Here is a 23,508-nt window from a genome sequence, read left to right on the forward strand (position 1 = left end):
CAGCCGGATATCGAGCGAGCCGGTCGCGTTCGATGCGTCATACCGCATATCAGTCCCTAGATCATTAGATGATAGTGCGATATCATCCATGCAACCGTGAGACGGGGTCGCTGACATGACGTTCGACCCGCGGAGCAGCAGGAGAGAACCGATGGCGCGTCGCGTCTGCTTTGCCCTCGACCTTGTCGACGATGCGGATCTGATCGCCGCGTATGAGCGCGCGCATGCGCCCGGCGCGGTATGGCCGGAGGTGACTGCGGGCATCCGTGCCAAGGGATTCCTCGACATGGAAATCTGGCGTGCCGCGGATCGTCTGGTGATGATTGCGACGGTCGCCGAGGACTGGCCACGGTCGCTGACCCCGGAACAAGGTGCGGCCGACGATCGGTGGGAGGTCGCGATGGACGCTTTCCAGCGGCCTCTCCCGCACGCCGCTGCCACCGAGAAATGGGCGCCGATGGCGCGTATCTTCGCACTCGACGAGCAATAGCGGCATCCGGTCCCGCGACAGGCTCGTCCCGGCGGAAAAACGAAGCGCCTGACGTTTGCACTATCGCTAGCGAGAGAGAAATCTCATAACGGAGATTGGAATGGCGGGTCGATATTCTCATTGGGTGATGGCGGACGGGCGAACACCGTGGTCAGCCGTAGCAACTACGACGGCCCCGTCGCCGGAAGGTCCTGACGACGCGATGGCAGGGAGCGCAGGCTGATGGCCTTATCGCCGATGATCCAGACCGATGGCGCGCCCCGCAAGGCGGATCGCGAGGGCGGCGGGCGCTATGTCGCGGCGCTCGTGATCACCGTCGCGCTGTTTTTCCTGTGGGGGATGGCGAACAACCTCAACGACATCCTGATCGCACAGTTTCGCAAGGCGTTCGCACTGTCGGATTTCGGCACCAGCTTCGTCCAGCAGGTCTTCTATTTCGGCTATTTCGTCGTCGCGATTCCCGCGTCGTCGGTGATGCGGCGGTACGGTTACAAGACCGCGATCGTGACCGGGCTGACGCTGTACGGCTGCGGCGCGCTGTTGTTCTATCCCGCCGCGGTCGCGGGGATGTACCAGCTGTTCCTGCTCGCGCTGTTCGTGATCGCATGTGGCCTCGCGTTTCTCGAAACCTCGGCCAACCCGCTGATGACCGAACTGGGCGATCCGCGTACCGCAACGCGCCGGTTGAACTGGGCGCAGGCGGCCAATCCGCTCGGCGCGATCACCGGGATCCTGGTCGGGCGCAATTTCATCCTGTCGGGAATCGAGCATGACGAGCGCAGCATGGCCGCGATGAGCGATGCGGCACGCGACGCGTTCTACCGTGCGGAAGTGCAGGCGGTGGTGATGCCCTATGTCGCGATCGCGGGCGTCGTGCTGCTGTTCGCGGTCGCCGCGGCGCTGGTGCCGTTCCCGCGCGGCAGCGTCGCGGACGATGACGGTCCGACGGGGCGCTTCACCGACGTGTTCCGTCGCCCGCAGCTGATCGCCGCGGTCGTCGCGCAGTTCTTCTATGTCGGCGCGCAGGTCGGTCTGTGGAGCTATACGATCCGCTATGCGCAGGCGAATGCGGGCATGGGCGAGCGGGGAGGGGCCGATGCGCTGTTCGTGTCGCTGGTGCTGTTCGCGGCGGGGCGCTTCGTGGGGACGGCGCTGATGGCGCGGCTCGCGCCGGTCGCGCTGCTGGCGATCTTCTCGGCGATCGCGCTGCTGCTGGCTGCGTTTGCGGGCACGGTGGGCGGGACGATCGGGCTCTACGCGCTGGTCGCGACCAGCCTGTTCATGTCGATCCAGTTCCCGACGATCTTCGCGCTGGGCGTCGACGGTCTCGGGCCGCTGCGCAAGGCGGGGTCGTCGCTGATCATCATGGCGATCATCGGCGGCGCGGCGCTGACCGCGCTGATCGGCTGGGTGTCGGATCGCGCCGGGATCACGCACGCGATGCTGGTGCCGGCCGCGTGTTTCGCAGCGGTATTCGCCTTTGCGCTTTACGCCCGCGGTGCGGCCGCGCGGGCATCGATCTGAAAAGGAAGACGTGACGTGGATAGATTGAAGGGCAAGCGCGCGATCGTGACCGGCGCCGGCCAGGGGATCGGGCGCGCGGCGGCCGAACTGTTCGCCGCAGAGGGCGCCGAGGTACTCGCGCTCGATCGCAACGCGGACGCGCTGGCGGATCTTGCCGGATGCACGCCGTACGTCATCGACCTGACCGATCGCGCCGCGATCCGGACGTTTGCCGAAAGTGCAGGCGCCGAAAGTGCAGGGGGGGTCGACGTGCTGTTCAACTGCGCGGGCTATGTCGATGCGGGCGTGCTGCTCGAGACCGCGGACTCGGGTTACGACCTGTCGTTCGATCTCAACGTCCATGCGATCACGCACATGCTGACCGCGCTGCTGCCGGCGATGATCGCGCGCGGCGGCGGGTCGATCGTCAACATGTCGTCGGTCGCGGGCGCGGTTATCGGCGTCGGCAACCGCTACGCCTATTGCGCGTCGAAGGCCGCGGTGGCGGGGATCACGCGCTCGGTAGCGCTCGATTATGTCGCCAAGGGCATCCGTTGCAACGCGATCTGCCCGGGAACGGTCCAGTCGCCGTCGCTCGACGAGCGACTGGCGGCGACCGGCGACGAGGCCGCGGCGCGCGCCGCGTTCGTCGCGCGGCAGCCGATGGGGCGGCTCGGCAAGGCCGACGAGGTGGCGGCGCTCGCGCTGTATCTCGCGTCCGACGAAAGCGCCTATACCACCGGGCAGTTGCACGTGATCGACGGCGGCTGGTGCATGGCCTGATGCGATGGTGACGATCGCCTCCACGCTCGATTTTCAGCGCGCCGCCAAGGCGCGGCTGCCGCGCTTCCTGTTCGATTATGCGGACGGCGGCGCCTATGCCGAGCAGACCTTGCGCCGCAACACCGCGGATCTCGGCGACGTCGCGCTGCGCCAGCGGGTGTTGCAGGACGTGGCGACGATCGATCTGTCGACCACGCTGTTCGGCCGCGCGATGCCGTTGCCGGTGGCACTCGCGCCGATCGGGATCGGCGGCATGTACCGCCGCCGCGGCGAGACGCAGGCGGCGCGGGCGGCCAATGCGCGCGGCCTGCCGTTCACGCTGTCGACCGTCGGGTTGTGCGGGATCGACGAGGTCCGCCGCGCCACCGATGGGCCGTTGTGGTTCCAGCTCTACGTCCTGCGCGACCGCGGTTTCATGCGCGACCTGATCGCGAACGCCAAGGCGGCGGGGGCGGAGGCGTTGGTGTTCACGGTCGACATGCCGGTGCCGGGCGCGCGCTATCGTGATTCGCATTCGGGCATGTCGGGGCCGCACGCGCCGCTGCGCCGGCTGTTGCAGGCGATGGGGCGACCGGGCTGGGCCTGGGATGTGGGCCTGCGCGGGCGGCCGCACCGGCTCGGCAATCTGGAGCCTGTGCTCGGCAATGCGAGCGGGATGAACGATTACATGGGCTGGCTCGGCGCCAATTTTGATGCGTCGATCCAGTGGCGCGATCTCGACTGGATCCGCGCCGCCTGGGACGGCCCGCTGATCATCAAGGGGATCCTCGACCCCGACGATGCGCGCGCCGCCGCCGATGTCGGCGCGGACGGGATCGTCGTCTCCAATCATGGCGGGCGGCAGCTCGACGGCGTGCTGTCGACCGCGCGCGCGCTGCCCGCGATCGCCGATGCGGTTGGTGATCGGCTGACCGTGCTGGCGGATTCGGGCGTCCGCTCGGGTCTCGACGTGGTGCGGATGCTCGCGCTGGGCGCGCACGGCGTCCTGCTCGGGCGCGCGTGGCTCTATGCGCTGGCCGCGCGGGGCGAGGCGGGCGTGGCACTATTGCTCGACCTGATCGAAAAGGAAATGCGAGTCGCGATGACGCTCACCGGCGTCAACACGATCGCCAAGATCAATCGCTCCGTTCTGGTTTCTGCAAAGGATAATCTATGAAACTCTGTCGCTATGGTGCCCCCGGACAGGAACAGCCGGGCCTGATCGATGCCGATGGCGGCCTGCGCGCGCTGACCGGGCATGCCGACATTACCCGCGAGACGCTGGCGCCGGACGTGCTGGCAAAGCTCGCCGCGATCGACCCCGCGACGCTGCCGCTGGTCGAGGGGACGCCGCGCTACGGTGTGCCGGTGTCGGGCACGCAAAAATTCGTCGCGATCGGCCTGAACTATGCCGACCACGCCGCCGAATCGAACCTGCCGATCCCGTCGGAGCCGGTCGTGTTCAACAAATGGGTCAGCTGCCTGCAGGGCGCGAACGATCCGGTCGTCATCCCGCGCGATTCCGAGAAGACCGACTGGGAAGTCGAGCTGGGAATCGTCATCGGCACGCGCGCCGACTATGTCGAAACCGCCGACGCGCTGGCGCATGTCGCGGGCTATTGCGTGGTCAACGACGTGTCCGAGCGCCACTGGCAGCTCGAGCGCGGCGCGACCTGGGACAAGGGGAAGGGCTTCCCGACCTTCGGCCCGGTCGGTCCGTGGCTCGTCACCGCCGACGAGGTGGGCGATCCGCAAAACCTGTCGATGTGGCTCGACGTCAACGGCAAGCGGATGCAGGACGGCAGCACGAAGACAATGATCTTCTCGGTCGCCGAGATCGTCGCCTATTGCTCGCAAATCATGACGCTGGAACCCGGCGACATCATCACGACGGGCACGCCGCCGGGCGTCGGCATGGGCCAGAAGCCAGAGCCCTGGTATCTCGAGGCGGGCGACGTCGTCACGCTCGGCATCGAGAAACTGGGCGAGCAGCGCCAGGACTTCGTCGCCTGGCAGCCGCGGCGCTGAGATGACCCGGCCGCCGTTCGTCGATGCGCATCTCCACCTCTGGGACAGGGATGGCCTGCGCTATCCCTGGCTCGAGACCGCGGAGACCGCGCCGATCGCGGCGACCTATACGGTTGCGCACCACCGTGCGGCGGCGGCGGCGTGGAACCTCGTCGGCGCGGTGCATATCGACGCCGGCGCACACCGCGACGATGGCGAGCGCGAGACCGATTGGCTTAACGACGTCGCCGATGCGCACGGCCTGCCCGATGCGATCATCGCGCGCGTCGAACTCGACGATCCCGACGTCGAGGCGTTGCTCGTGCGGCAGGCCGCGCGGCCCCGCGTCCGCGGCATCCGCCATCTCGTCAACTGGCACCCCGATGCCGTGCGGCAAGCCTATCCGCGCGACCTGACGATCGATCCGGCATGGCGACGCGGCTTCGGGTTGCTCGCCGATCACGGGCTCAGCTACGATTTCCACGGATTCCCGGCGCAGCTGCCCGGGCTGGTCGCGATCGCCGCCGCGCACCCGAGCGTGCCCGTCATCGTCAATCATCTCGGCCTGCCGATTCCCGGCGACGGGCTTGACCAGTGGCGCGCCGGGGTGACCGCGCTCGCGGCGATGCCGCAGGTGTCGATCAAGCTGTCGGGCGCCGGGTTCATCCACGCGCCGTTTGCCCCCGCCGCCTTTGCCGACATCGTCGCCGAGGTGATCGACCTGTTCGGCACGCGGCGCGTGATGGTCGCGACCAATTTCCCCACCGACCGCCTGTTCGCGACGCTGGACGAGACGCTGGGGGCCTATGAGACCTTGCTGGCCGATCGCAGCGACGACGAGCGTGCCGATTTGTGGGGCCGCAACGCCAACCGAATCTACCGACTGGACCTCGACCTTTGACCCATATTCCCCGCCGGCCGATCGGCCGAACCGCGCTGTTGGTGCCCGAACTTGGCTTCGGTGCCGCCTCGCTCGGCAATCTCTACGCGCCGGTCGCCGACGCCGATGCGCGCGCCGCGATCGATGTCGCGCTCGCCGCGGGATTGTGCTACGTCGACACCGCGCCGCATTATGGTCGCGGGCTGTCCGAACGCCGTGTCGGCGACGCGGTGCGGTTGCAGCCGGACACCATCGTTTCGACCAAGGTCGGGCGGTTGATGGATCCGGACGCGTCGATCACCGACGATCGCGACCGCAACGGCTTCCGCTCGCCGATGCCGTTCCGCATGCGCTACGATTATACGCACGACGGCATCCTGCGCAGCCACGAGCACAGCCTGCAGCGGATGGGCGTCGCGCAGGTCGACCTGCTCTATGTCCACGATATCGGGCGGTACACGCATGGCGATGCCGCGGACGGCTATTGGCAGCAGCTGACCAGCGGCGGCGGATTGAAGGCGCTCGAACGGTTGCGCGACGAAGGCACGATCGCGGGCTTCGGCATCGGCGTCAACGAGATCCAGGTGTGTCTCGACGTGATGGCCGAGGCGCGGCTCGACGCGATCCTGCTCGCAGGGCGCTATACGTTGCTCGAACAGGCGGCGCTCGATGCGCTGTTTCCGGCCTGTGCGGCGGCGGGCACGTCGATCGTCATCGGCGGCCCGTACAATAGCGGCATCCTCGCGACCGGTACGCGGCGCGGCGGCACGATCCATTACGACTATGGCCCCGCGCCCGAGCCCGTGCTGACGCGCGTACGCGGTATCGAGGCGGTTGCCGATCGTCACGGCGTCGCCCTGCCTGCCGCAGCGCTCGCATTCGTGCTCGCGCATCCGCTCGTCGCCAGCGTCATTCCGGGCATCGGCAGCGCCGCGCGCGTGACGCAGACCGTCGACCTGTATCAGGCCGCCATCCCGGCCGCGTTCTGGGACGAGTTGCGCGGCGAGGGGCTGCTGCGCCCCGATGCGCCGCTGCCGGGGGGCACAGCATGACCGCCGCCGCAATCCGCCTGTCGCCCAGCGACAACGTCGCGGTCGCCTGCCGCAACCTGACCCCCGGCGAGACGATCGCGGTCGAGGGGATCGCACTGGCCATCACCGAAAAGGTCGATCTCGGTCATAAGATCGCGCTCTCGTACTTGAAAATGGGCGACAAGATCATCAAATACGGGATGCCGATCGGGTCGGCCACGGCGGACGTGCCGGCGGGCGGCTGGGTGCACATGCACAACATGCAGAGCGACTATATCCCCGCACACCTGCGTGACGCGGCAGGAGATCATTCATGAACGCCATCACCCGGAACGCCATGAACCCGAACGACGGGACCCCGAACGATTGGACAATGACCGGCTGGCTGCGCGCCGATGGCCGCAAGGGCATCCGCGACGCCATCGTGGTCGTGTATCTGGTCGAATGCGCGCATCACGTCGCACGCCGGATCGTCGACAAGATCGACGATCCGCGCGTCCAGCTCATCGGGTTTCCGGGCTGCTATCCCAACGATTATGCGCTGGCGATGATGAAGGCGCTGACGACGCACCCCAATGTCGGCGGGGTCGTGCTGCTGTCGCTGGGCTGCGAAAGCTTCAACCGCGAACTGCTCGGGGCGAACGCGAGGGAGCGGGGCCGTCCGGTCGAGACGGTGGTGATCCAGCAGGTCGGCGGGACCGGCCCGGCGATCGCGGCGGGTATGGCCGCAGTCGAGCGCGTCCGCGCCGAAGCCGATGCGCGCGCGCACCGCGTGCCGATGGCCATGTCCGAACTCGTGATCGGCACGATCTGCGGCGGGTCCGACGGGACCAGCGGGATCACCGGCAACCCCGCGGTCGGCCGCGCCTTCGACACGTTGATCGATGCGGGTGCTGCGTGCATCTTCGAGGAAACCGGCGAGATGATCGGCTGCGAAGGCCATATGGCGAGCCGCGCCGCGACGCCCGAAGTCGCGGACGCGCTGATCGCGTCGGTCCACAAGGCCGAGATCTATTACCGCGCGATGGGCTATGGCAGCTTTGCGCCCGGCAATGCCGAGGGCGGGCTCTCGAGCCAGGAGGAGAAGTCCGCCGGCGCTTATGCCAAATCGGGGAGCCGCCCGATCGACGGCGTGATCGATCCGGCCGAGCTCGTGCCGGGGCCGGGCCTCTATCTGCTCGACGTGGTGCCGCCGGGCGATCCCAAGTTCGGCTTCCCCAACATCGTCGACAATGCCGAGATCGGTGAATTGATGGCGAGCGGCGCGCATATCAACCTGTTCGTCACCGGGCGCGGCTCGGTGGTCGGCTCGGCGATCTCGCCGGTCGTGAAGATCTGCGCCAATCCCGACACCTATCGCCGGATGGCGGACGATATGGATGTCGACGCGGGCCGCATCCTCGAAGGGCTTGGCTCGCTCGACGAGGTCGGCGCGGAGATCGTCGATCTCATCACGGCAATCGCGAACGGCGCGCAGACCAAATCCGAGGCGCTCGGGCATTCCGAGTTCATCCTGACGTACAAGGCGTCCGCACCGGCGCGCCCGTCGGAATGTCGATGATGGCGATCGGCGGATCGAGGTCGGCATCTGCCGCCCCGATCCGCCGTGATGTCCTTTACAAAAAAGCACCATCAGGCTCTGCGCATCTTCCCGCACGGACTTCTGCGATCGAGGCGGGCGGACCCCGTCTCCCGGCGACTTTATTACCCGTTCAGCCCGAAGCGGCGGCAATGTTCGAGATAGCCGACCTCATGGGCACCGGCCATCGCGACGACGGCCTGCCACAGCCATGACGGCGCATTCACGCTGTCATCGCGGGCGGTCAGCGTTTCGCGCCATGTCAGTCTGGCGCTGTCGCTAAGCTGCCGGGCGTGCGCCTGGCCCACGACGAACGACAGATAGGATGCGGCGGCGACGGCTTCCTTCCGGCTGAACTGCGCAACTTCGATCTTGAGGTCCTGCGGCGCCAGTTCGCGGAGGAACACGGGCTTCCCCATGAGGTCCGCCGCGATCATTCGCTGCCCGAGGTTTGGCGACAATGCCCTCGCGCCAGCGAGCACGCGTTCGCCGGGGTCAGTCGGCATCGTCACCTCGCCCGCCACCGGTACGACAGAGGCGACCGCCTCCTTGATATCGACGAGCGCCAGGCGTTCCTCCTTTGCCTTCCCAGCCGAAATGCCGATCAGTACCGCGAACCGGAGGTTCCCGAGCGAGCTGCACCCCTTGCGCCAATAGGCGGCGTCGACGACGCGAAGCCTCCCGTCGCCGGCCACGCCGGCGAGCTCCATGCACCGGGCACGAATGGCTTTATCGGCGAACAGTGCGGCAATTGCCGTCTTTTCCGCGCTTGCGAGCTTCCAGAAGCGCTTGTTGTGCGGGATGACGGGCTTGACGTCTTCGAGGCGATCCTTCGCCAGATGCCGCCACCGTCTGCCGATCGCCTCGCGCTTCACGGACCGGACGACGTCGGGTTCGCGCGGGTCGTCGTCAACGGTCGGGGTCAGCGCGCGGCTATACCCGTCGATCATCGCCTCGATCATCTGCGCGGTCGTCACGCCGGGCAGGTCCGAACTCCGCGCCGCGGTTTCGAGCGACAGCCCGAGGCGGATCAGGTCGTAGGCAGGGTTGGAGATGACCGTCTGATCCAGATCGCGGATCTGAATGTCGACGCGGTGATCGGCATCGGCCACGGGGCCAAGATTGCCGAGATGGCAGTCACCGCAAATCCATACCGGCGGGCCTTGCGGAATGCGCGCAGCGACGGGGGATTCTTCAAGCCATGCGTAGAATTGCGCCGTATTGCCGCGGACATACGCGTGGACCGATCGCGCCATCTTGAGCGAGCGGGTGCGCGCAAGCGCGGCCGCGCGTTCGTCGGGAGCTACGGCCATGGACATGCTTTCCAGAAAGGGAGGGGGGAGCGGCGTTCGCCTCCTATGGCGCATTGCGCGCCTACGAGGACCGCTGCGCCCACGCAATTACCGGGTTGGCCGCGGAATCGACATACGCCGTCACGACGGAAGATCGGTGAAGGCGCTGCCTCTCACGATGCCGGCAACTGCGCCGACCGCTAGAGAGCCGCCTTGATCTCCATAATCTGCGTGTCCGAGAGCCCCGGTTTTTCCGCACCCAGATATTGCAGGAGTTCGCCGATCTCGTCCGGCCCGAACTCGAGGTCGAGATTGTCCATCCGTATGGACATCGCGCGCTGTCTGTCGGCCGACTGCGCGGCGACGATCGCGACGCACTCCTCGAGCGTTCCCCGTCCGATGTCCGCGGGGCTGGGGTCACCGGACGCCGTGACTGGAACAATGCTGGCCGGTTCGCTCAAAGGGTAGGTCGTCATCGTCGTGGATCCCGTCGTCTGGGTACATCGGGTGGCGCCCGCTGCCGGCGGGCGCCACTGGTGGCTCAGGCGTCTTCGGCCTCGATGTTGACGCTCGTCTCGGCGAGCTTCGTCATATATTCGTCGCCGCCATAGATGTCCTTGGTCGCCGCGTTGAGCTTCTTGTGGTCATCCTTGAGGCCCAGCGCCTTGGCATAAGCCGCGGCCGTGCCGAACCCTGCGATCCCGTAATGCGTCATCCGCTGATACTGCGCGATGATCATCACGTCGAGCAATGGACCCTTGTCGGGACCTTCCTCGAGCACGTGCTTGGTGGCTTCGGCGACGAGGCCCTCCATGCCCTTGCAATGCTCCTTCGAGACCTTTTCGTCATTCGAGGCAATCAGTGCCTTCAGGAGTTCGGTGTGCGTCTCGATGTCCGCCTGCGACTTGGTAAGCATGTCCTTCAGCGACGCGTCGCTCGCCTTGGTCGTGATCTTCTTCAGGATCTTTTTCATCTGGTCGTTCGCCGACCACAGGTCCTTCAGCTCGTCGGTGTAGATGTCCTTGAGATCGTCGGGTGCAGACATGGGATCGTCCTCTGGAAGCCGCCGGGCGGGATGCCCGGCGGTTGAATGTGACATGCGCGGATCGGACCGGGCGGGATTAGGGGCGCAGCACGACCTTGATCACGCCGTCCTGCTTGTCGCGGAACTTCTGATACATCTCGGGCGCATCCTCGAGGCTTGCTGGGTGCGTGACGACGAAGCTCGGGTCGATATCGCCCGCCTCGATCCGCGCGAGCAGCGGCTTGGTATAGGCCTGGACGTGCGTCTGGCCGGTCTTGATCGTCAGACCCTTGTTCATCATCGCGCCGATCGGGATCTTGTCGCCCATCCCGACATAGACGCCGGGGATCGACACGGTGCCGCCCATCCGGCAGCTCATGATCGCCTCGCGCAGGACATGGACACGGTCGGTCGCAAGGAATGTCGCGGCCTTGACCTTGTCGATGACCGCATCGATCGCGCCATGACCCGAAGCCTCTGCACCGACCGCGTCGATGCAGCTGTCCGGGCCGCGACCCTTGGTGCGGAACTGGAGCTCGTCATAGACGCTGTCGACCTCGGCGAAGTTGATCGTCTCCGCACCGCCGGCCTCGGCCATCGCCAGACGCTCGGGCACCTCGTCGATCGCGATCACGCGGCCTGCGCCGAGCATCAGCGCCGACCGAATTGCGAACTGACCGACCGGGCCGCAGCCCCAGATCGCCACGGTATCGCCTTCTTCGATGTTCGCATTCTCAGCGGCCATGTAGCCGGTCGGGAAGATGTCGGAGAGGAACAGCGCCTGATCGTCGGTGACGTTGTCGGGTACCTTGATCGGGCCGATATCGGCCATCGGCACGCGCAGATACTCGGCTTGGCCACCGCAATAGCCGCCCAGCATGTGGCTGAACCCGAACAGACCGGCGGGCGAATGGCCCATCGCCTTGATCGCGAGTTCGGCATTGGGATTGGTCCGCTCGCACGCCGAGAACAATCCCTTGCGGCAGAAAAAGCAATCGCCGCAGCTGATCGTGAACGGCACGACGACGCGGTCGCCGATTTTCAGATTGGTTACTTCCGACCCGAGCGCAACGACGACGCCCATATTTTCATGCCCGAGAATATCGCCTGCCTGCATTGTCGGCTGGTAGCCGTCGAGCAGATGAAGATCCGACCCGCAGATCGCGCAGGCCGAGACCTTGATGATCGCATCGCGTGGATGCTTGATCTCGGGATCTGCAACGGTATCGACCCGAACATCGCCTTTTCCATGCCAAACCAGTGCGCGCATCAGAAAGTCTCCGTCTTGAAATCGGGGTAAGTTACTTGCACCCATACAAGTGCCAGCACGTTCGGTGATCAACGATAGTCGAGTGACAAATCTATCAACGCAGACGACATTGGTCTTTACCTGCAAGTACTGCAGGACATCGATGCGCTGTGTTTACCCGTCTTGTTGTAGCCGGATAAGATAGCGATCTTACCTGCGGTATCGTTCCAGAAAAAATCCCCAAAACGGGCGATTATATTTTGCATTGATAGATATCAGTATCGATCCGCCGAAGACGAATTGGGTTGCCAGATAAAGCTTCATAGTTTGCAAGGACTTGCGGTGACGCCGATCTGGCTTCCGAAGCGCCGGACAGTTTGACGCGACAATTTGCACTTCTGGAGGGCAATGGCAAAGCCGGCTCCGCGAATTACGAGATCGCTGAAGACGGGGACCATTCGGCGAACCGGTCGTTAGGACGGTACCGCCCACTGCCGACGCTGTTCGAACGCGACGACCTCCACGGTCCTCGGCGTTTAGACGCGCGGCGGCAGGCCTTTCGACCGGGATAATGTCATGCAGATCAAAGCCATTCTCTTCGATATCGACGGTACGCTGGTCGATACCAACGACATGCACGTCCTTGCGTGGGAGGAGGCTTTCGCGCGCGTGGGGGCGTCGTTCGATCGCCAGGTGATCCACGACCAGATCGGCAAGGGCACCGACATGCTCGTGCCGACGCTACTGCCCGACGCCGACGAGGATCAGCAGGAAGAGCTTGGCGATACGCACCGTGCGATCTTCAAGGCGCAATACCTCGAGACCGCCAAGCCGTTCGCAAAGGCGCACGACCTGTTGGCGCATACGCATGGTCTGGGTCAGCAGGTCGTGCTGGCGTCATCGGCCTCGGGCGGAGAACTCGACCACTATATCGGCCTGCTGAACGCGCGCGACCTCATCGCCGCGACGACGAGCAGCGACGACGTCGAGAAGACCAAGCCCGCGCCCGATATCTTCGCGACCGCGCTCGAGAAATTGCCGGGGATTGATCCCTCGGAGGTCATCGTCGTCGGCGACACGCCCTATGATATCGAGGCGGCGGCGAAATGCGGGATCGCCGCGGTCGCCGTCCGGTCGGGCAAGTTCGAGGACGCACAACTTCAGGCAGCAGGCGCGGTCGCGATCTATGACGACGTCGCAGCCTTGTCGCCGGCTATGCAACCTCCCCGCTGGGACGCTGATCGACCGCGCGTCGTGCCGGCGTGCGTACGCTGCGCAGCAGGGCGTAACCGAGAAGCCCCGAGACGAAGGACCCGGCGAGCACCCCGACCTTTGCCTCTGCCTGCAGGATCGGGCTGGTCGGGAAGGCCAGCAGGGTGATGAAGATGCTCATCGTAAAGCCGATCCCGCACAGCAATGCGACCCCGAGCAGCTGCCGCTTCCCGGCATGTGCGGGCATGTCCGCGAGGCCCAGCCGAACCGCCAGCATCGAAAAGCCGAAGACGCCCGTCACCTTGCCAAGCAGCAGCCCCAGCGAGACGCCAAGCGTGACAGGCGCAACAAGCGCCTCGGCGGGCAGCATCAACACGGGTACCCCGGCATTGGCGAGGCCGAAAATCGGCACGACGATAAAGCCGACGGGGAGGTGCAGGGCGTGCTCGAGCGTATGCAGCGGGCTATCCGCGTCACCGTCCGGACGACCGGGCGTGCATCGCATCGGAATCGTGAGTGCGACGATCACGCCGGCAAGCGTTGCGTGGATGCCCGAACGGAATACCAGCACCCAGAGGATCGCCCCCACCAGCAGATATGGCGTGAGGCGTCGCACGCCGAGCCGGTTGAGCCCTATGAGGACGCCGGTCGCGGCAACCGCCCCGGCAAGGTCGGGTATCGACAGCTTCGCCGTATAGAACAGCGCGATGATCACCACCGCGCCGAGGTCGTCTATGATCGCGAGCGCGGCCAGAAACACGCGCAGCGATGCGGGAACGCGTGTCCCGAGCAGCGCGATCACGCCGAGCGCGAACGCTATGTCGGTGGCAGCGGGAATGGCCCAGCCGGCCGCGGTCGGGCCGCGATTGAGCGCGAGATAGACCAGGGCCGGCACTATCATGCCGCCTGCAGCCGCAATCCCGGGAAGCACCCGACGCGGCCATGTCGAAAGCTGACCGTCGAGCATCTCGCGTTTGATCTCGAGCCCGACGAGCAGGAAGAACACCGCCATCAGCGCGTCGTTGATCCAGTGCCCGATCGACAGCGGCCCGACATAGGCGTGGAGGATCGTGTCGTAGCTGGGCCCGACCGGCGAGTTGGCAAGGATGAGCGCCAGCACGGCCGCGCCCATCAGCACCAGACCGGCCGAGGACTGGCTTTCGAGAAAACGGCGAATGGCACTTGGCGTGATGCGCGGCGCATGGCCCATCGTGACGGTCTCCGGACACAGTTTTTCGGCGCTGGCGGCCCGACCAGCGTGGAAAACCTGCCCGCATCACCGCGAACACCCGATACCCCTATCGCATTCTATCCGGTGCCGGACAACCGCGTCGCTGGACTTTTCAGACGCAGCGGCGGCGTTCGGAATGGCGTGGGGGAATCAGGACCCGCCGGTGCCCTCTGGCGGCACAAGAGGCGCCGCGGTCGAAAGGCCGCGTTGCTCGACGTCATGACCCCTTGCATCGGGCAGCATGATGTCCGCGAAGTTGTTCCGGATATAGTCGAGCTTGGGATCGATGTACCGCTGGCAGAACGGTCTGTTCGGGTCGGTTCGGTAATAGTCTTGATACCGCGCGTCGGACGGCTTGAAGCCGACGAACGGACATACGAGTGTCCGGGCGGGCTCGCCCGTTTCCCGTGCATAGCGACCGACTGTCCGTGCAGCGTCGTCGCGCTGGCTCGCATCGAAGATGTAGATCGCGCTCCGATACCGTCCGCCGGGCGAATAGGTCCCGTTTGCGGAATGGGTCCTCAAGTGAACCTCTGCCAGCGTTGCCAGACCGATGACGCGGGGATCGAACGTGACGATGACGCCTTCCGCCCATGCATCCGACGGCGCTTCCGACTGGATGAAGCCCTGGTCGACGCTGACGACACCGCGCAATGCCTGGAAAACGCCCTCGGTGCACCAATGGCACCCACCGCCAAAACCGATCTTCTCCACAGGCAATCTCCAGCGCCACCGACTGCGCACATCGTCGAGCTGGTGACATGGCGACGCCGCTCGGCGCTTGCAAAGCCGACGCCGGAATGCGCCGGTCGCACCTGCGGTCAGGCGTTCACGCCGTGCCTCTACCGACTGCTATTGGACGACGCCCCGACCTAGCGAGCAACGCCCGATGAGGGTCAGACGGTGCAAGTCCGGACCGCCTGCGCGAGTGCCGTCAGCGGATCACCGACCGGCACAAACTCATGCGCGAAAAAGCCCTGGAAGCCGACATCGGCAACGCTGCGCGCAACCGCGTGCCAGTTCACCTCCTGCGTGTCGTCGAGGTTATGGCGCCCGGGAACCCCGCCGGTATGGAAATGGCCGATCCATTCGATATTTTTCCGGATCGTGTCGATCACGTCGCCTTCCATGATCTGCATATGGTAGATATCATAGAGCAGCTTGACGCGCGGCGAGGCGACCGCCTTGGCGACGCGCACGCCCCAGGCGGTATGGTCGGCCATATAGTCGGCGTGGTCGACCTTGCTGTTGAGCAGTTCGATGCAGATCGTCACTCCATGATCCTCGGCGATCCGCTTGACCCGGTTCAGCCCCGCGACGGCGTTGTCGGCGCCTTCCTCATCGGACATGCCGCGGCGATTGCCCGAAAAGGCGATCACATTGGGTACGCCCGCCTTGGCCGCTTGCGGAATGCCGATACGGAACGCCTGTTCGATCGCCGCGTGGTTTTCACGCCGGTTCAGACCGTTGGGGATCGTCATGATGTCCGCGGCATAGCCCATCGTGCAGCGCAATCCATGCCGGCGCGGCACCTCGTAATCCGCGGGCTCCAGCAGATCGATGCCCTGGAGCCCGATGCGCGCGGCGGCGGCGCACAACGTATCAAGCGGAATATTCTGGTAGCACCAGCGGCTTACGGACTGCTTCAGCCGGCCGCGACGCGCAGGCGCCGCGGCCATCCCCGCGGTCGCGCACAAAGCGAGAGAAGAAGCGATGGCGGTGCGACGTGTGATCATGCCGCCACAGTAATCCAGAAGGCCGTGGCGGCAAGGTGTATTGCTACCGGAAGCCGCCACCCGCGTAAGGCGGGCGGGAGGCACGTCTGCCAATAACGACGCGCAGGGACGCGCGACCTTTGCTGCAACCCTAGTCGCGCGCGCTCGATCCGTGTAACCGGGAGGTACGGATCCTCAGGTCGAGCGTGTTGCTCAAGCCGGGACCCCGAGTCCGGAGCTACCGACATAGCACGCAAACCGAATTACGACTTTGAGCGCCGCGAGCGCGAAATGGCAAAGGCTTCGGGCTCCGCCAAAAAGGCGCAGGCCAAGGTCGACAAGCGGGCGGCTGAACAGAAGGCGCCGGACGCGGATGAGCCCGGCGGATCGTAAGTCGGCTGACGCGATGATCAACTCGCCCGATCCCACGCTCGCGCAGCTCGGCTGGAAGCGCTTCTTCAGCGATCAGGTCTCCGCCGAGCAGAGCCTTGCCTGCCAGCCCGTTCGCGTCATGTCGGTCCACCGCGGACGGGTGACCGTAGCCGGGGAAGGGGTCGAGGACTCGATCTCCTCGATCGGGCATGTGCAAGCAGGGGCGGAAGACCGACCGACCGTCGGCGACTGGTTGCTGATCAACCGGACGACGCGGAGCCTCGTACGCATCCTCGACCGGACGAGCCTGTTCAAAAGGCCCGCACCGGGCGACGATCGCCGGATCCAGCTTATCGCCGCGAACGTCGATACGTTGTTCGTCGTCACCGCCTGCGACCAGGACTTCAACGTCGCGCGTATCGAACGCTATCTCGTGCTCGCGCGCGAGGCTGGCGTCCGGCCCGTGGTCGTGCTCACGAAAGCCGACCTGTCACCGGCCCCCCAGCATCTGGTCGAAGCGGCCCGCGCGCTCCAGTCGGGACTGCGGGTGGAGCTGGTCGACGGGCGCGATCTGGCGAGCGCTGCGCACCTCGCGGAATATTGCGGCCTCGGCGAAACGGTCGGGGTGGTGGGATCGTCGGGCGTCGGCAAGTCCACGCTCGTCAACACGCTGAAGGGATCCGACAGCATCGCGACGCAGGCGGTCCGCGAGAACGACGGCAAGGGCCGGCACACGACCACCGTCCGCGAGATGCACCGCGTTGCCGGTCCTGCGGGCGAGGGCGGCTGGCTTGTCGACACACCCGGGATGCGCGAGATCCAGATGTCCGAAGTGGCCTCGGGCGTCGACGAGGTCTTCGACGATGTCACGGCGGTGACGCTCGAGTGCCGGTTCGCGAACTGCGTCCATGCCGACGAGCCCGGATGCGCGATCCGTGCCGCGATCGCGGCGGGAACGCTCGATCCCGCGCGCGTCGAACGGTGGCGCAAGCTCGCCGAGGAGGATGCGGCGAACAGCGGCACCGCGGCGGGGCGTCGTTCGCGCGCTGGAAAGGCCCGAAAACGGCGATGACGATTGCCCCACCCGAGCATCATCATCGATGCATGACCGCGTGGCGATGCGTCAGCCCTGATACCGCAGCGTGTTGGCGAACCCATCATTCGTCTTGGTCATCTTGGCGATCTTCCGGAGGTTGGCGCGGACGTACCGGTCGAACCGGCGGTCGTCATGGATGCCCGTCGTCCGATATTCCTCCTGCGCGAGCAGTGTCTTGACCCGCGCCGCGAACCCCGCCTGATCGTCGGTATGTCCCGACGTCTTCAGATTTCCGCAGACCCATTCCTCGGCGGCCGCCTTGTCATAATCGTCCTGCGCCGCATAACCGCGCCTGTCCGCCGCGGCCTGCTCCAGCCTTGCGGCATCGACACGGCTCTCCAGCCATTTGCGCACCAGCGCGCCATCCCATGCTTTCGACACTGCGTTCATCATGCTTCCAACCCTGACCGCAAACCGCCTAGCTGAAAGCCGGGCGTTTGGACACGGCCAGGACGCAAGCGAACCACGCCGCGTGCGAACCGTTGCGACGCGGCGGGAGACGCGTCAGCCCGCAGAGGCGCGGCGCGGAAGCGTCCAGCCGGGGCGGACGAAGTGGCAGGTATAGCCGTTCGGCTTGCGCTCGAGATAATCCTGATGCTCGGGCTCGGCCTCGCAGAAGTCGCCGACCGGGGAGAGTTCGGTGACGACCTTGCCCGGCCACAACCCCGATGCGTCGACGTCGCCGATCGTCTCTTGGGCGACCGCCTTCTGGCGCTCGTCGGTGTAGAAGATCGCCGACCGATAGCTGACGCCGCGGTCGTTGCCCTGCCGGTTGGGGGTGGTCGGATCGTGGATCTGAAAGAAATATTCGAGCAATGTGCGGAAGTCGGTGCGGGCGGGGTCGAACACGATCTCGATCGCCTCGGCATGCGTGCCGTGATTGCGATATGTCGCGTTGGCGACGGTACCACCCGAATAGCCGACGCGCGTCGACACCACGCCCGGCATCGCGCGGATCAGATCCTGCATGCCCCAGAAACACCCGCCGGCGAGAACTGCGCGCTCGGTATCGGCGGGGACGTCCTCGACCTGGTCAAGATACGCGGCATAGCCTTGCTCCGCCATCGCGGCGCGCGGGACGAACCGCAATGCCGCCGAGTTGATGCAGTAGCGCAGCCCGCCGCGGCTGCGCGGACCGTCCTTGAAGACATGGCCGAGATGGCTGTCTGCGCCGGTCGAGCGGATCTCGGTGCGGGGGATCAGCATGGACCAGTCCCGCTTCGCGGTCACGCTCGCAGGGTCGATGGGCCTGGTGAAACTCGGCCAGCCGCAACCGGAATCATATTTATCGGCACTCGCGAACAGCGGTTCGCCGGATACGATGTCGACATAGATCCCTGCGGCCTTGGTGTTGAGAAGTGCGCCAGTTCCGGGACGTTCGGTGGCGTTCTGTTGGGTCACGCGGAACTGCTCGGGGGTCAGCGCGGCGACTGCGGCGTCGGTCTTGCGATAGCTGGTCATGGGAAAACTCCGTTGACCAGCATGTGGTTAGGCCGCGTCGATATGTCGAGGAGGCCGACCTATCGTCTCGGGAGCAGCACCGATCGGGTCGGGCATCCGCCGACGTCTGCTCCAGGATTAGCGCGGGTCCAGCGCTGCCTAGCGATCACCGATCGCATGAAGGATGCGATACGCCGCCTCGACATCGCGCTCGACGACCGCTGCGGTGAAGCGTTCGATGATCGTGCGCAGGCGACCGGTGGGCGCTGCCGCCGTGGTCAGAAGCGGGCCGTCGATCAACCGGCTTCCCCACTCCACGCCGAGCCGCTGCATTTCGTCATCAGCGCCGACGACGATCGAGGGGAAGGGGAGGGTCAATTTGGGCGACGCAAAACTCTGACGGCCACGGCCTGCGCCTTCGGGGGCCACCAGCAACGCGCCCGAGACGTTCGCCGTATAGGATCTCGGCGACAGGCGCGCCCACCATGCGGCAGCGGCACACGCGGTTCCCTGCGCCAGAAGCATCACGGCACGGTCTGACATCGACACCGCGGCGTCGATGCGCGCCGCCATCGCGTTTCGCTCCGCCACGGTACGGCCGCGAACCGCGATCTGCTGCATCTCGCCAAACCGTGGAAATTCGCGGAACCGGTCGAAGATCGACACGGCGTTCTCGGGGACGAGCGCGATGAGGTTCAGCCGTCGGCTATCCAAAACAGCAACAGACACAATGCGGTCTCCCGTTCCTTGAGCACGCATGCTGCCGTTTCCCGGTCGACGGCGCAATGCGGTTGGCCCGATACGCGGCAGGCCGTTCTCTCTCGGCTTTCGACCGATCCCGGGGGGCGCGGTGCGGCCACCGCAGTACCGGACACCAGCGGCGACAGGATGCCGCCAATGCCGAAGCCGACGTTGAGCGTGCGCGCCCGACCGGTGCAACGTCGCGCGAAACGGCGTGACCCTGCGCTCAGTCGCGGCGCATGAAAATCCAGTAGCCGCCCGTGCTCGCGGACTGGATCCGCACGGTCAGCTCGCGGTCGCGATCCTCGAAGTCACCGACATGGCTGAACTCCAGGTCGAGTTTGCCCGACGCCCGGGCACGCTCGACGCGACCGCGAAAGTCGGCATTGTCCATGCACGGCGCGATCTGGCTGAAGAAGTCGAGTCCGAGCCGGTCATGATCGCCGGACCCCGACAGATGCCGCTCCGCCGCGCTGTAATATTCGACCTTGCCGTCGTCGCCGAGACGTATCGCGCCAAAGGGTAGCGTATCGACCGCCTCGCTCGGAAGCGCCTCGATCGCCATCGCGAGGCGCGGTGCGTCGAAATCGGGTAGTTCGCACGCGTCGATCACGATCATTCCTCCACAGCCTCACGCTCGATGACGACGGCCCCGACGATATGATCGACCGCAACGCCGTCGGACGAGAAGGGGAGCAGCAGTCGCTCGAACGTCTCGCGATACCCGTCGCCAAGGTCGATCCTGGCATGTTCGTACGACGGCTTCCCGGTCAGCGCGCAGCGGCGATAGGCCGCTTCGCGCGCCGCCAGCGCGTCATTGCCGCTGACGGGCATGTCGGCCAGGTCGATGCCGTCCGGTACCGCATCGCGCAGGGTGTTGCCGACCAGCGTGAAGGTGAAGTCGATCGGCACCTTCCCGAGGTCGATCCGCGCGACGACGATCCGGTGTGGCTCGCTGCACGCGGTGATCGCGAAGGCGTCGAACAACGGTACGGTCAGGGCCCCGCGGACCGCGCGCCAATGGTCGAGCAACGACCGCGTGCAGTCCGATTTCAGCCGCAACGCGAGCCGATCGAGCTGCTCGGCATCCGATGCGCGGCGATCGCGTGCGATGAGGATACGCCGCAATGCATAATGCAGGACCGCGGGGCTGAAGGGCTTCTGCACCACCGTCTCGCCGGTGAGAGCGGCGTCATTGGTGATGCCCGTCATGAACACGCACGGGATATCGGGTCCCGACGCACGCACCCGCGCGACCAGATCGATCCCCGTCATGTCGGGCATCGCGACATCGGTGATGAGCGCATCGACGCCACGTGTTCGCAACACGTCGAGGGCTGCGCGCGCGTCGCGGGCCACCACCACGTCGAACCCCTCGTCCGCCAGCCCCTCGGCGATCATCGCGCACAATTCGTCGTCGTCGTCGACAAGCAGCACCGTCTCGAACGCGCGTCCGGCCACGTCGCCGCTTGTGTCCTCGCTCGCCAGGCTCGCAGCCGAAACGCCCCGATCGACCGCACGCGGCAGGTAGATCGAAAAGGTCGTTCCCTGACCAAGCCGGCTCTCGATCCGGAGCGCACCGCCGGATTGCTCGACGAAGCGCTGCACCATGGCGAGGCCAAGCCCGGTTCCCTTGCCGCGCTCCTTGGTCGTGAAGAACGGCTCCGTAATCCGTTGCAGCGTATCGCTGGACATGCCGGGGCCGTCATCGGCCACGACGATCCGAATCGCGTCCTGCCCTGAGAGCTCGAGCGGATGATCCGCCGCGGCTGCCGCGCAGTTGCTCACCGCGATCCGCAGATGGCCTACCCCGTTCATCGCGTCGCTGGCATTGTTGGCGAGATTGAGCAGCGCGGATTGTAGCTGCGTCGGATCGGCATGGACGGGCCAGAGCCCGGTGTCGCATTCGAGCGTGAGCGCGACGGTCCCGCGCATGCCATGCTTGATGAGGTCGGAGATCTCGCCGATCGCCCCGGCCAGATCGATGTGCTGCGCGACGACGTCTTCCTGCCGCGCGAACGCGAGAAGCTGCCGGACGAGCGCCGCCCCGCGCTCGGCGGCACGTTGCCCCATCGTCGCAATTTGCTGGATGCGCGGGTCGTCGTTGCGGTTCTGGATGATCGTGAACCCGCCAATCACGGCACCGAGGATGTTGTTGAAGTCGTGCGCGACGCCCGAGGTAAGCTGGCCCAGCGCTTCGAGCTTCTGGCTCTGCAACTGCGCCGCCTGTACCGCCTCGCGTCGCTCGATCTCGGTGGCGAGGCGTTCGTTGGCGAGGTTGAGTGCCGCGGTGCGCGCGCGCACACGCCGTTCGAGGTCGGTGGTCAGATCACGGAGCTCGGCCTCACGTTCTGCCAGGACGTGCGTCCAGTCTTCGCGCTCGGTGAGATCGTAGAAATAGCACACGACGCCGTACCGCCCGTCGGGCAGGCTCACGCGTTCGATCCGCCAGTCATACGCCTCGCGCGCTTCGACGTCCGCGCGCTGCTCGGACGTCGGCCCCGCCTGATAGGCGATGCCGGTGTCGAGAGTCCGTCGGAAGTGGCCGATCGCTTCGCTCGCGAATGGCTCGGGCCAGACAGCCCGGAGGATGTCGGCGAAATCGCGCCCGATCAGCGGACGGACATTTGCGAACACCGTCTGCGCGCCCCGGCTGACCACGCGCAGCGTGAAGTCGGCATCGACCAGATACACCCCGAAAGGATTGTTCGCGATCAACGCCTCGAACGTCTCGACCTGGCGACGAAGCCGGTGTTCCTCGGCTTTCGCCTGCGTGACGTCGCGCATGACGGATACGAACCCCGTGACCGCGCCGCGCTCGTCACGCGTCGCGAATGTCGAGCGCTGTACGTCGATGATGGCGCCGGTCCTGAGGTTGGCGAGCTGCATGTCGCCCCTCCAGACGCCGTCCCGCCGCGCGGTCGGCACAACGACCTCGTCGACGAGATGGCGCTGGTCCGGAACGACGTAATCGGTCAGCCGCATCGGGAAGATGTCGGCATCCTCGATCCCGATCAGGCGGCGGCCCGCGGGGTTGAGATAGACCAGCCGGCCCCCGGCATCGCACAGACCGATCAGGTCGCCGGTATATTCCGCCATCTGGAGCAGCGCGGCATTTCCGCGCGGCACGACGTCGATCGACTCGGCGCGCCGCGCCTTGGCGAGAGGCTCGACCGTGGAACCATGGCCGTCGTTGACATCTTCCATCAGAAGACCCCTGTGGGCTGCATCGATACCGATGCGTAACAATAAGCACATCGCTCGGATTAGCGCCATATCGGAGGCGAATTTAAACCGGAATACGATGCGTTTACGTCGCGTATTGGGCACGGCGTATCGCCACCCGATCGCGCGGATCCGGCGGCGTTCGCGGCGTCACGACGGACATTTTTCGGTGCCGTCGCGTGCGCACCGGCATGCAGGCCTGCCGGACCGATCGTACCCGAGCGATGCTGCAATCGCGCCCAGCAACGCGGCGTCGCCGGTCGCGCGGTCGAGCACCCGGTCGCCGTGGTGTTCGGCGGCGCGGAGCAGCGCAGGCGCAGGCGCGCTGCCGTCGAGCAGGATCGCCGTTCCCCGCCAACCCGAAGCGCGCATTGCCTCGACCACGTCGATGCCGGCCGCCGGCGATCCCTCGGTATCGACGACGATGCACGGAACGGCACGCGATCGCGGATCCGCCAGCACCGCCGCACCCGTGGCATAGGAGCGGACGTCGTACTCCTCCGACAGCAGCATGATCTGGCGCGCGCGTCGCACATGCGGATCGCCTTCGACGAGCAGGACGCCGATGCCGTCATGCGCTGGGGGTGTTTCCTCGGTCATCGCAGCGTCCTTCTTCCGAGACCCTGGATGGCAGCGGCGCGGCGTGGCGTCTGTACGTA

General features: G+C 66.0%; 23 protein-coding genes and 1 pseudogene. 11 read left to right on the forward strand and 13 right to left on the reverse strand.

Annotated elements, in window-relative coordinates:
- Positions 1-151 precede the first annotated feature (151 nt).
- From AC0CH3_RS12515 to AC0CH3_RS12555, 9 genes are all read left to right on the forward strand, one after another.
- Positions 152-490, forward strand: a complete 339-nt coding sequence (locus tag AC0CH3_RS12515; protein WP_354299575.1) for an L-rhamnose mutarotase — start codon at positions 152-154, stop codon at positions 488-490.
- Positions 491-712: 222 nt separating this feature from the next.
- Positions 713-2,014: an L-fucose:H+ symporter permease gene (fucP, locus tag AC0CH3_RS12520; protein ID WP_354299576.1), complete on the forward strand. Its 1,302-nt coding sequence runs from the start codon at positions 713-715 to the stop codon at positions 2,012-2,014.
- A gap of 15 nt (positions 2,015-2,029) precedes the next feature.
- Positions 2,030-2,776 (forward strand): SDR family oxidoreductase, encoded by a 747-nt coding sequence (locus AC0CH3_RS12525; RefSeq protein WP_354299578.1) that lies wholly within the window; start codon positions 2,030-2,032, stop codon positions 2,774-2,776.
- 7 nt (positions 2,777-2,783) lie between these two features.
- Positions 2,784-3,932 (forward strand): FMN-dependent L-lactate dehydrogenase LldD, encoded by a 1,149-nt coding sequence (gene lldD, locus AC0CH3_RS12530; protein ID WP_354299579.1) that lies wholly within the window; start codon positions 2,784-2,786, stop codon positions 3,930-3,932.
- Positions 3,929-4,783, forward strand: a complete 855-nt coding sequence (locus tag AC0CH3_RS12535) for a fumarylacetoacetate hydrolase family protein (RefSeq protein ID WP_465237959.1) — start codon at positions 3,929-3,931, stop codon at positions 4,781-4,783. The genes lldD and AC0CH3_RS12535 overlap by 4 nt, the downstream gene beginning before the upstream one ends.
- Position 4,784: 1 nt before the next feature.
- Positions 4,785-5,663, forward strand: coding sequence for an amidohydrolase family protein (locus AC0CH3_RS12540; RefSeq protein WP_465237960.1), 879 nt, complete (start codon positions 4,785-4,787; stop codon positions 5,661-5,663).
- A complete protein-coding gene (locus AC0CH3_RS12545) occupies positions 5,660-6,694 on the forward strand; it encodes an aldo/keto reductase (protein ID WP_354299584.1) in 1,035 nt (344 codons plus the stop codon). The genes AC0CH3_RS12540 and AC0CH3_RS12545 overlap by 4 nt, the downstream gene beginning before the upstream one ends.
- Positions 6,691-6,990, forward strand: coding sequence for a UxaA family hydrolase (locus AC0CH3_RS12550; RefSeq protein ID WP_354299586.1), 300 nt, complete (start codon positions 6,691-6,693; stop codon positions 6,988-6,990). The genes AC0CH3_RS12545 and AC0CH3_RS12550 overlap by 4 nt, the downstream gene beginning before the upstream one ends.
- Before the next feature lie 56 nt (positions 6,991-7,046).
- Positions 7,047-8,234, forward strand: coding sequence for a UxaA family hydrolase (locus AC0CH3_RS12555; protein WP_465237984.1), 1,188 nt, complete (start codon positions 7,047-7,049; stop codon positions 8,232-8,234).
- Between the two features lie 143 nt (positions 8,235-8,377).
- Here the strand turns inward: AC0CH3_RS12555 and AC0CH3_RS12560 are convergent, their stop codons facing one another.
- The 4 genes from AC0CH3_RS12560 to AC0CH3_RS12575 all read right to left on the reverse strand — a co-directional run bounded on the left by AC0CH3_RS12560 (position 8,378) and on the right by AC0CH3_RS12575 (position 11,838).
- On the reverse strand, positions 8,378-9,565 hold the full coding sequence (locus AC0CH3_RS12560) for a DUF2252 family protein (RefSeq protein WP_354299587.1): 1,188 nt from the start codon (positions 9,563-9,565) through the stop codon (positions 8,378-8,380).
- 179 nt (positions 9,566-9,744) lie between these two features.
- Entirely contained in the window at positions 9,745-10,020 is a 276-nt protein-coding gene (locus tag AC0CH3_RS12565) for a hypothetical protein (RefSeq protein WP_354299589.1), read from the reverse strand.
- 65 nt (positions 10,021-10,085) lie between these two features.
- Complete coding sequence (locus AC0CH3_RS12570) at positions 10,086-10,589, reverse strand: ferritin-like domain-containing protein (RefSeq protein ID WP_354299591.1); 504 nt, start codon at positions 10,587-10,589, stop codon at positions 10,086-10,088.
- Between the two features lie 76 nt (positions 10,590-10,665).
- Positions 10,666-11,838, reverse strand: coding sequence for a zinc-dependent alcohol dehydrogenase (locus AC0CH3_RS12575; RefSeq protein WP_333993143.1), 1,173 nt, complete (start codon positions 11,836-11,838; stop codon positions 10,666-10,668).
- A 555-nt stretch (positions 11,839-12,393) separates the two neighbouring features.
- Between AC0CH3_RS12575 and AC0CH3_RS12580 the strand changes: the two are divergent.
- Positions 12,394-13,008 (forward strand): annotated as a pseudogene (locus AC0CH3_RS12580) (HAD family hydrolase); the annotation flags it as partial.
- A 22-nt stretch (positions 13,009-13,030) separates the two neighbouring features.
- Here AC0CH3_RS12580 and nhaA read toward each other — a convergent pair.
- The 3 genes from nhaA to AC0CH3_RS12595 all read right to left on the reverse strand — a co-directional run bounded on the left by nhaA (position 13,031) and on the right by AC0CH3_RS12595 (position 15,996).
- The gene (gene nhaA, locus AC0CH3_RS12585) at positions 13,031-14,239 is read right to left on the reverse strand and encodes a Na+/H+ antiporter NhaA (protein WP_354299593.1); all 1,209 of its coding nucleotides are present in this window, start codon (positions 14,237-14,239) and stop codon (positions 13,031-13,033) included.
- Between the two features lie 171 nt (positions 14,240-14,410).
- Positions 14,411-14,974: a peptide-methionine (S)-S-oxide reductase gene (locus tag AC0CH3_RS12590; RefSeq protein WP_354299595.1), complete on the reverse strand. Its 564-nt coding sequence runs from the start codon at positions 14,972-14,974 to the stop codon at positions 14,411-14,413.
- A 182-nt stretch (positions 14,975-15,156) separates the two neighbouring features.
- Positions 15,157-15,996, reverse strand: coding sequence for a hydroxypyruvate isomerase family protein (locus AC0CH3_RS12595; protein WP_354299596.1), 840 nt, complete (start codon positions 15,994-15,996; stop codon positions 15,157-15,159).
- A 385-nt stretch (positions 15,997-16,381) separates the two neighbouring features.
- Between AC0CH3_RS12595 and rsgA the strand changes: the two genes are divergently transcribed.
- Positions 16,382-17,419, forward strand: a complete 1,038-nt coding sequence (gene rsgA, locus AC0CH3_RS12600; protein ID WP_354299598.1) for a ribosome small subunit-dependent GTPase A — start codon at positions 16,382-16,384, stop codon at positions 17,417-17,419.
- Between the two features lie 51 nt (positions 17,420-17,470).
- On the opposite strand, the gene AC0CH3_RS12605 is transcribed toward rsgA, so the two are convergent.
- The 6 genes from AC0CH3_RS12605 to AC0CH3_RS12630 form a co-directional block, all read right to left on the reverse strand.
- Entirely contained in the window at positions 17,471-17,836 is a 366-nt protein-coding gene (locus tag AC0CH3_RS12605) for a hypothetical protein (RefSeq protein ID WP_465237961.1), read from the reverse strand.
- A gap of 111 nt (positions 17,837-17,947) precedes the next feature.
- Positions 17,948-18,904, reverse strand: coding sequence for a bifunctional methionine sulfoxide reductase B/A protein (locus tag AC0CH3_RS12610; RefSeq protein WP_354299602.1), 957 nt, complete (start codon positions 18,902-18,904; stop codon positions 17,948-17,950).
- Between the two features lie 138 nt (positions 18,905-19,042).
- Entirely contained in the window at positions 19,043-19,642 is a 600-nt protein-coding gene (locus tag AC0CH3_RS12615; protein WP_354299604.1) for an alpha/beta hydrolase, read from the reverse strand.
- A gap of 208 nt (positions 19,643-19,850) precedes the next feature.
- The gene (locus tag AC0CH3_RS12620; protein WP_354299606.1) at positions 19,851-20,243 is read right to left on the reverse strand and encodes a PAS domain-containing protein; all 393 of its coding nucleotides are present in this window, start codon (positions 20,241-20,243) and stop codon (positions 19,851-19,853) included.
- Positions 20,240-22,831, reverse strand: coding sequence for an ATP-binding protein (locus tag AC0CH3_RS12625; protein ID WP_465237962.1), 2,592 nt, complete (start codon positions 22,829-22,831; stop codon positions 20,240-20,242). The genes AC0CH3_RS12620 and AC0CH3_RS12625 overlap by 4 nt, the downstream gene beginning before the upstream one ends.
- Positions 22,832-22,999: 168 nt before the next feature.
- Positions 23,000-23,449, reverse strand: a complete 450-nt coding sequence (locus AC0CH3_RS12630; protein ID WP_354299609.1) for a response regulator transcription factor — start codon at positions 23,447-23,449, stop codon at positions 23,000-23,002.
- Positions 23,450-23,508: the final 59 nt, after the last annotated feature.

The organism is Sphingomonas sp. AC449 (genome assembly GCF_979253475.1).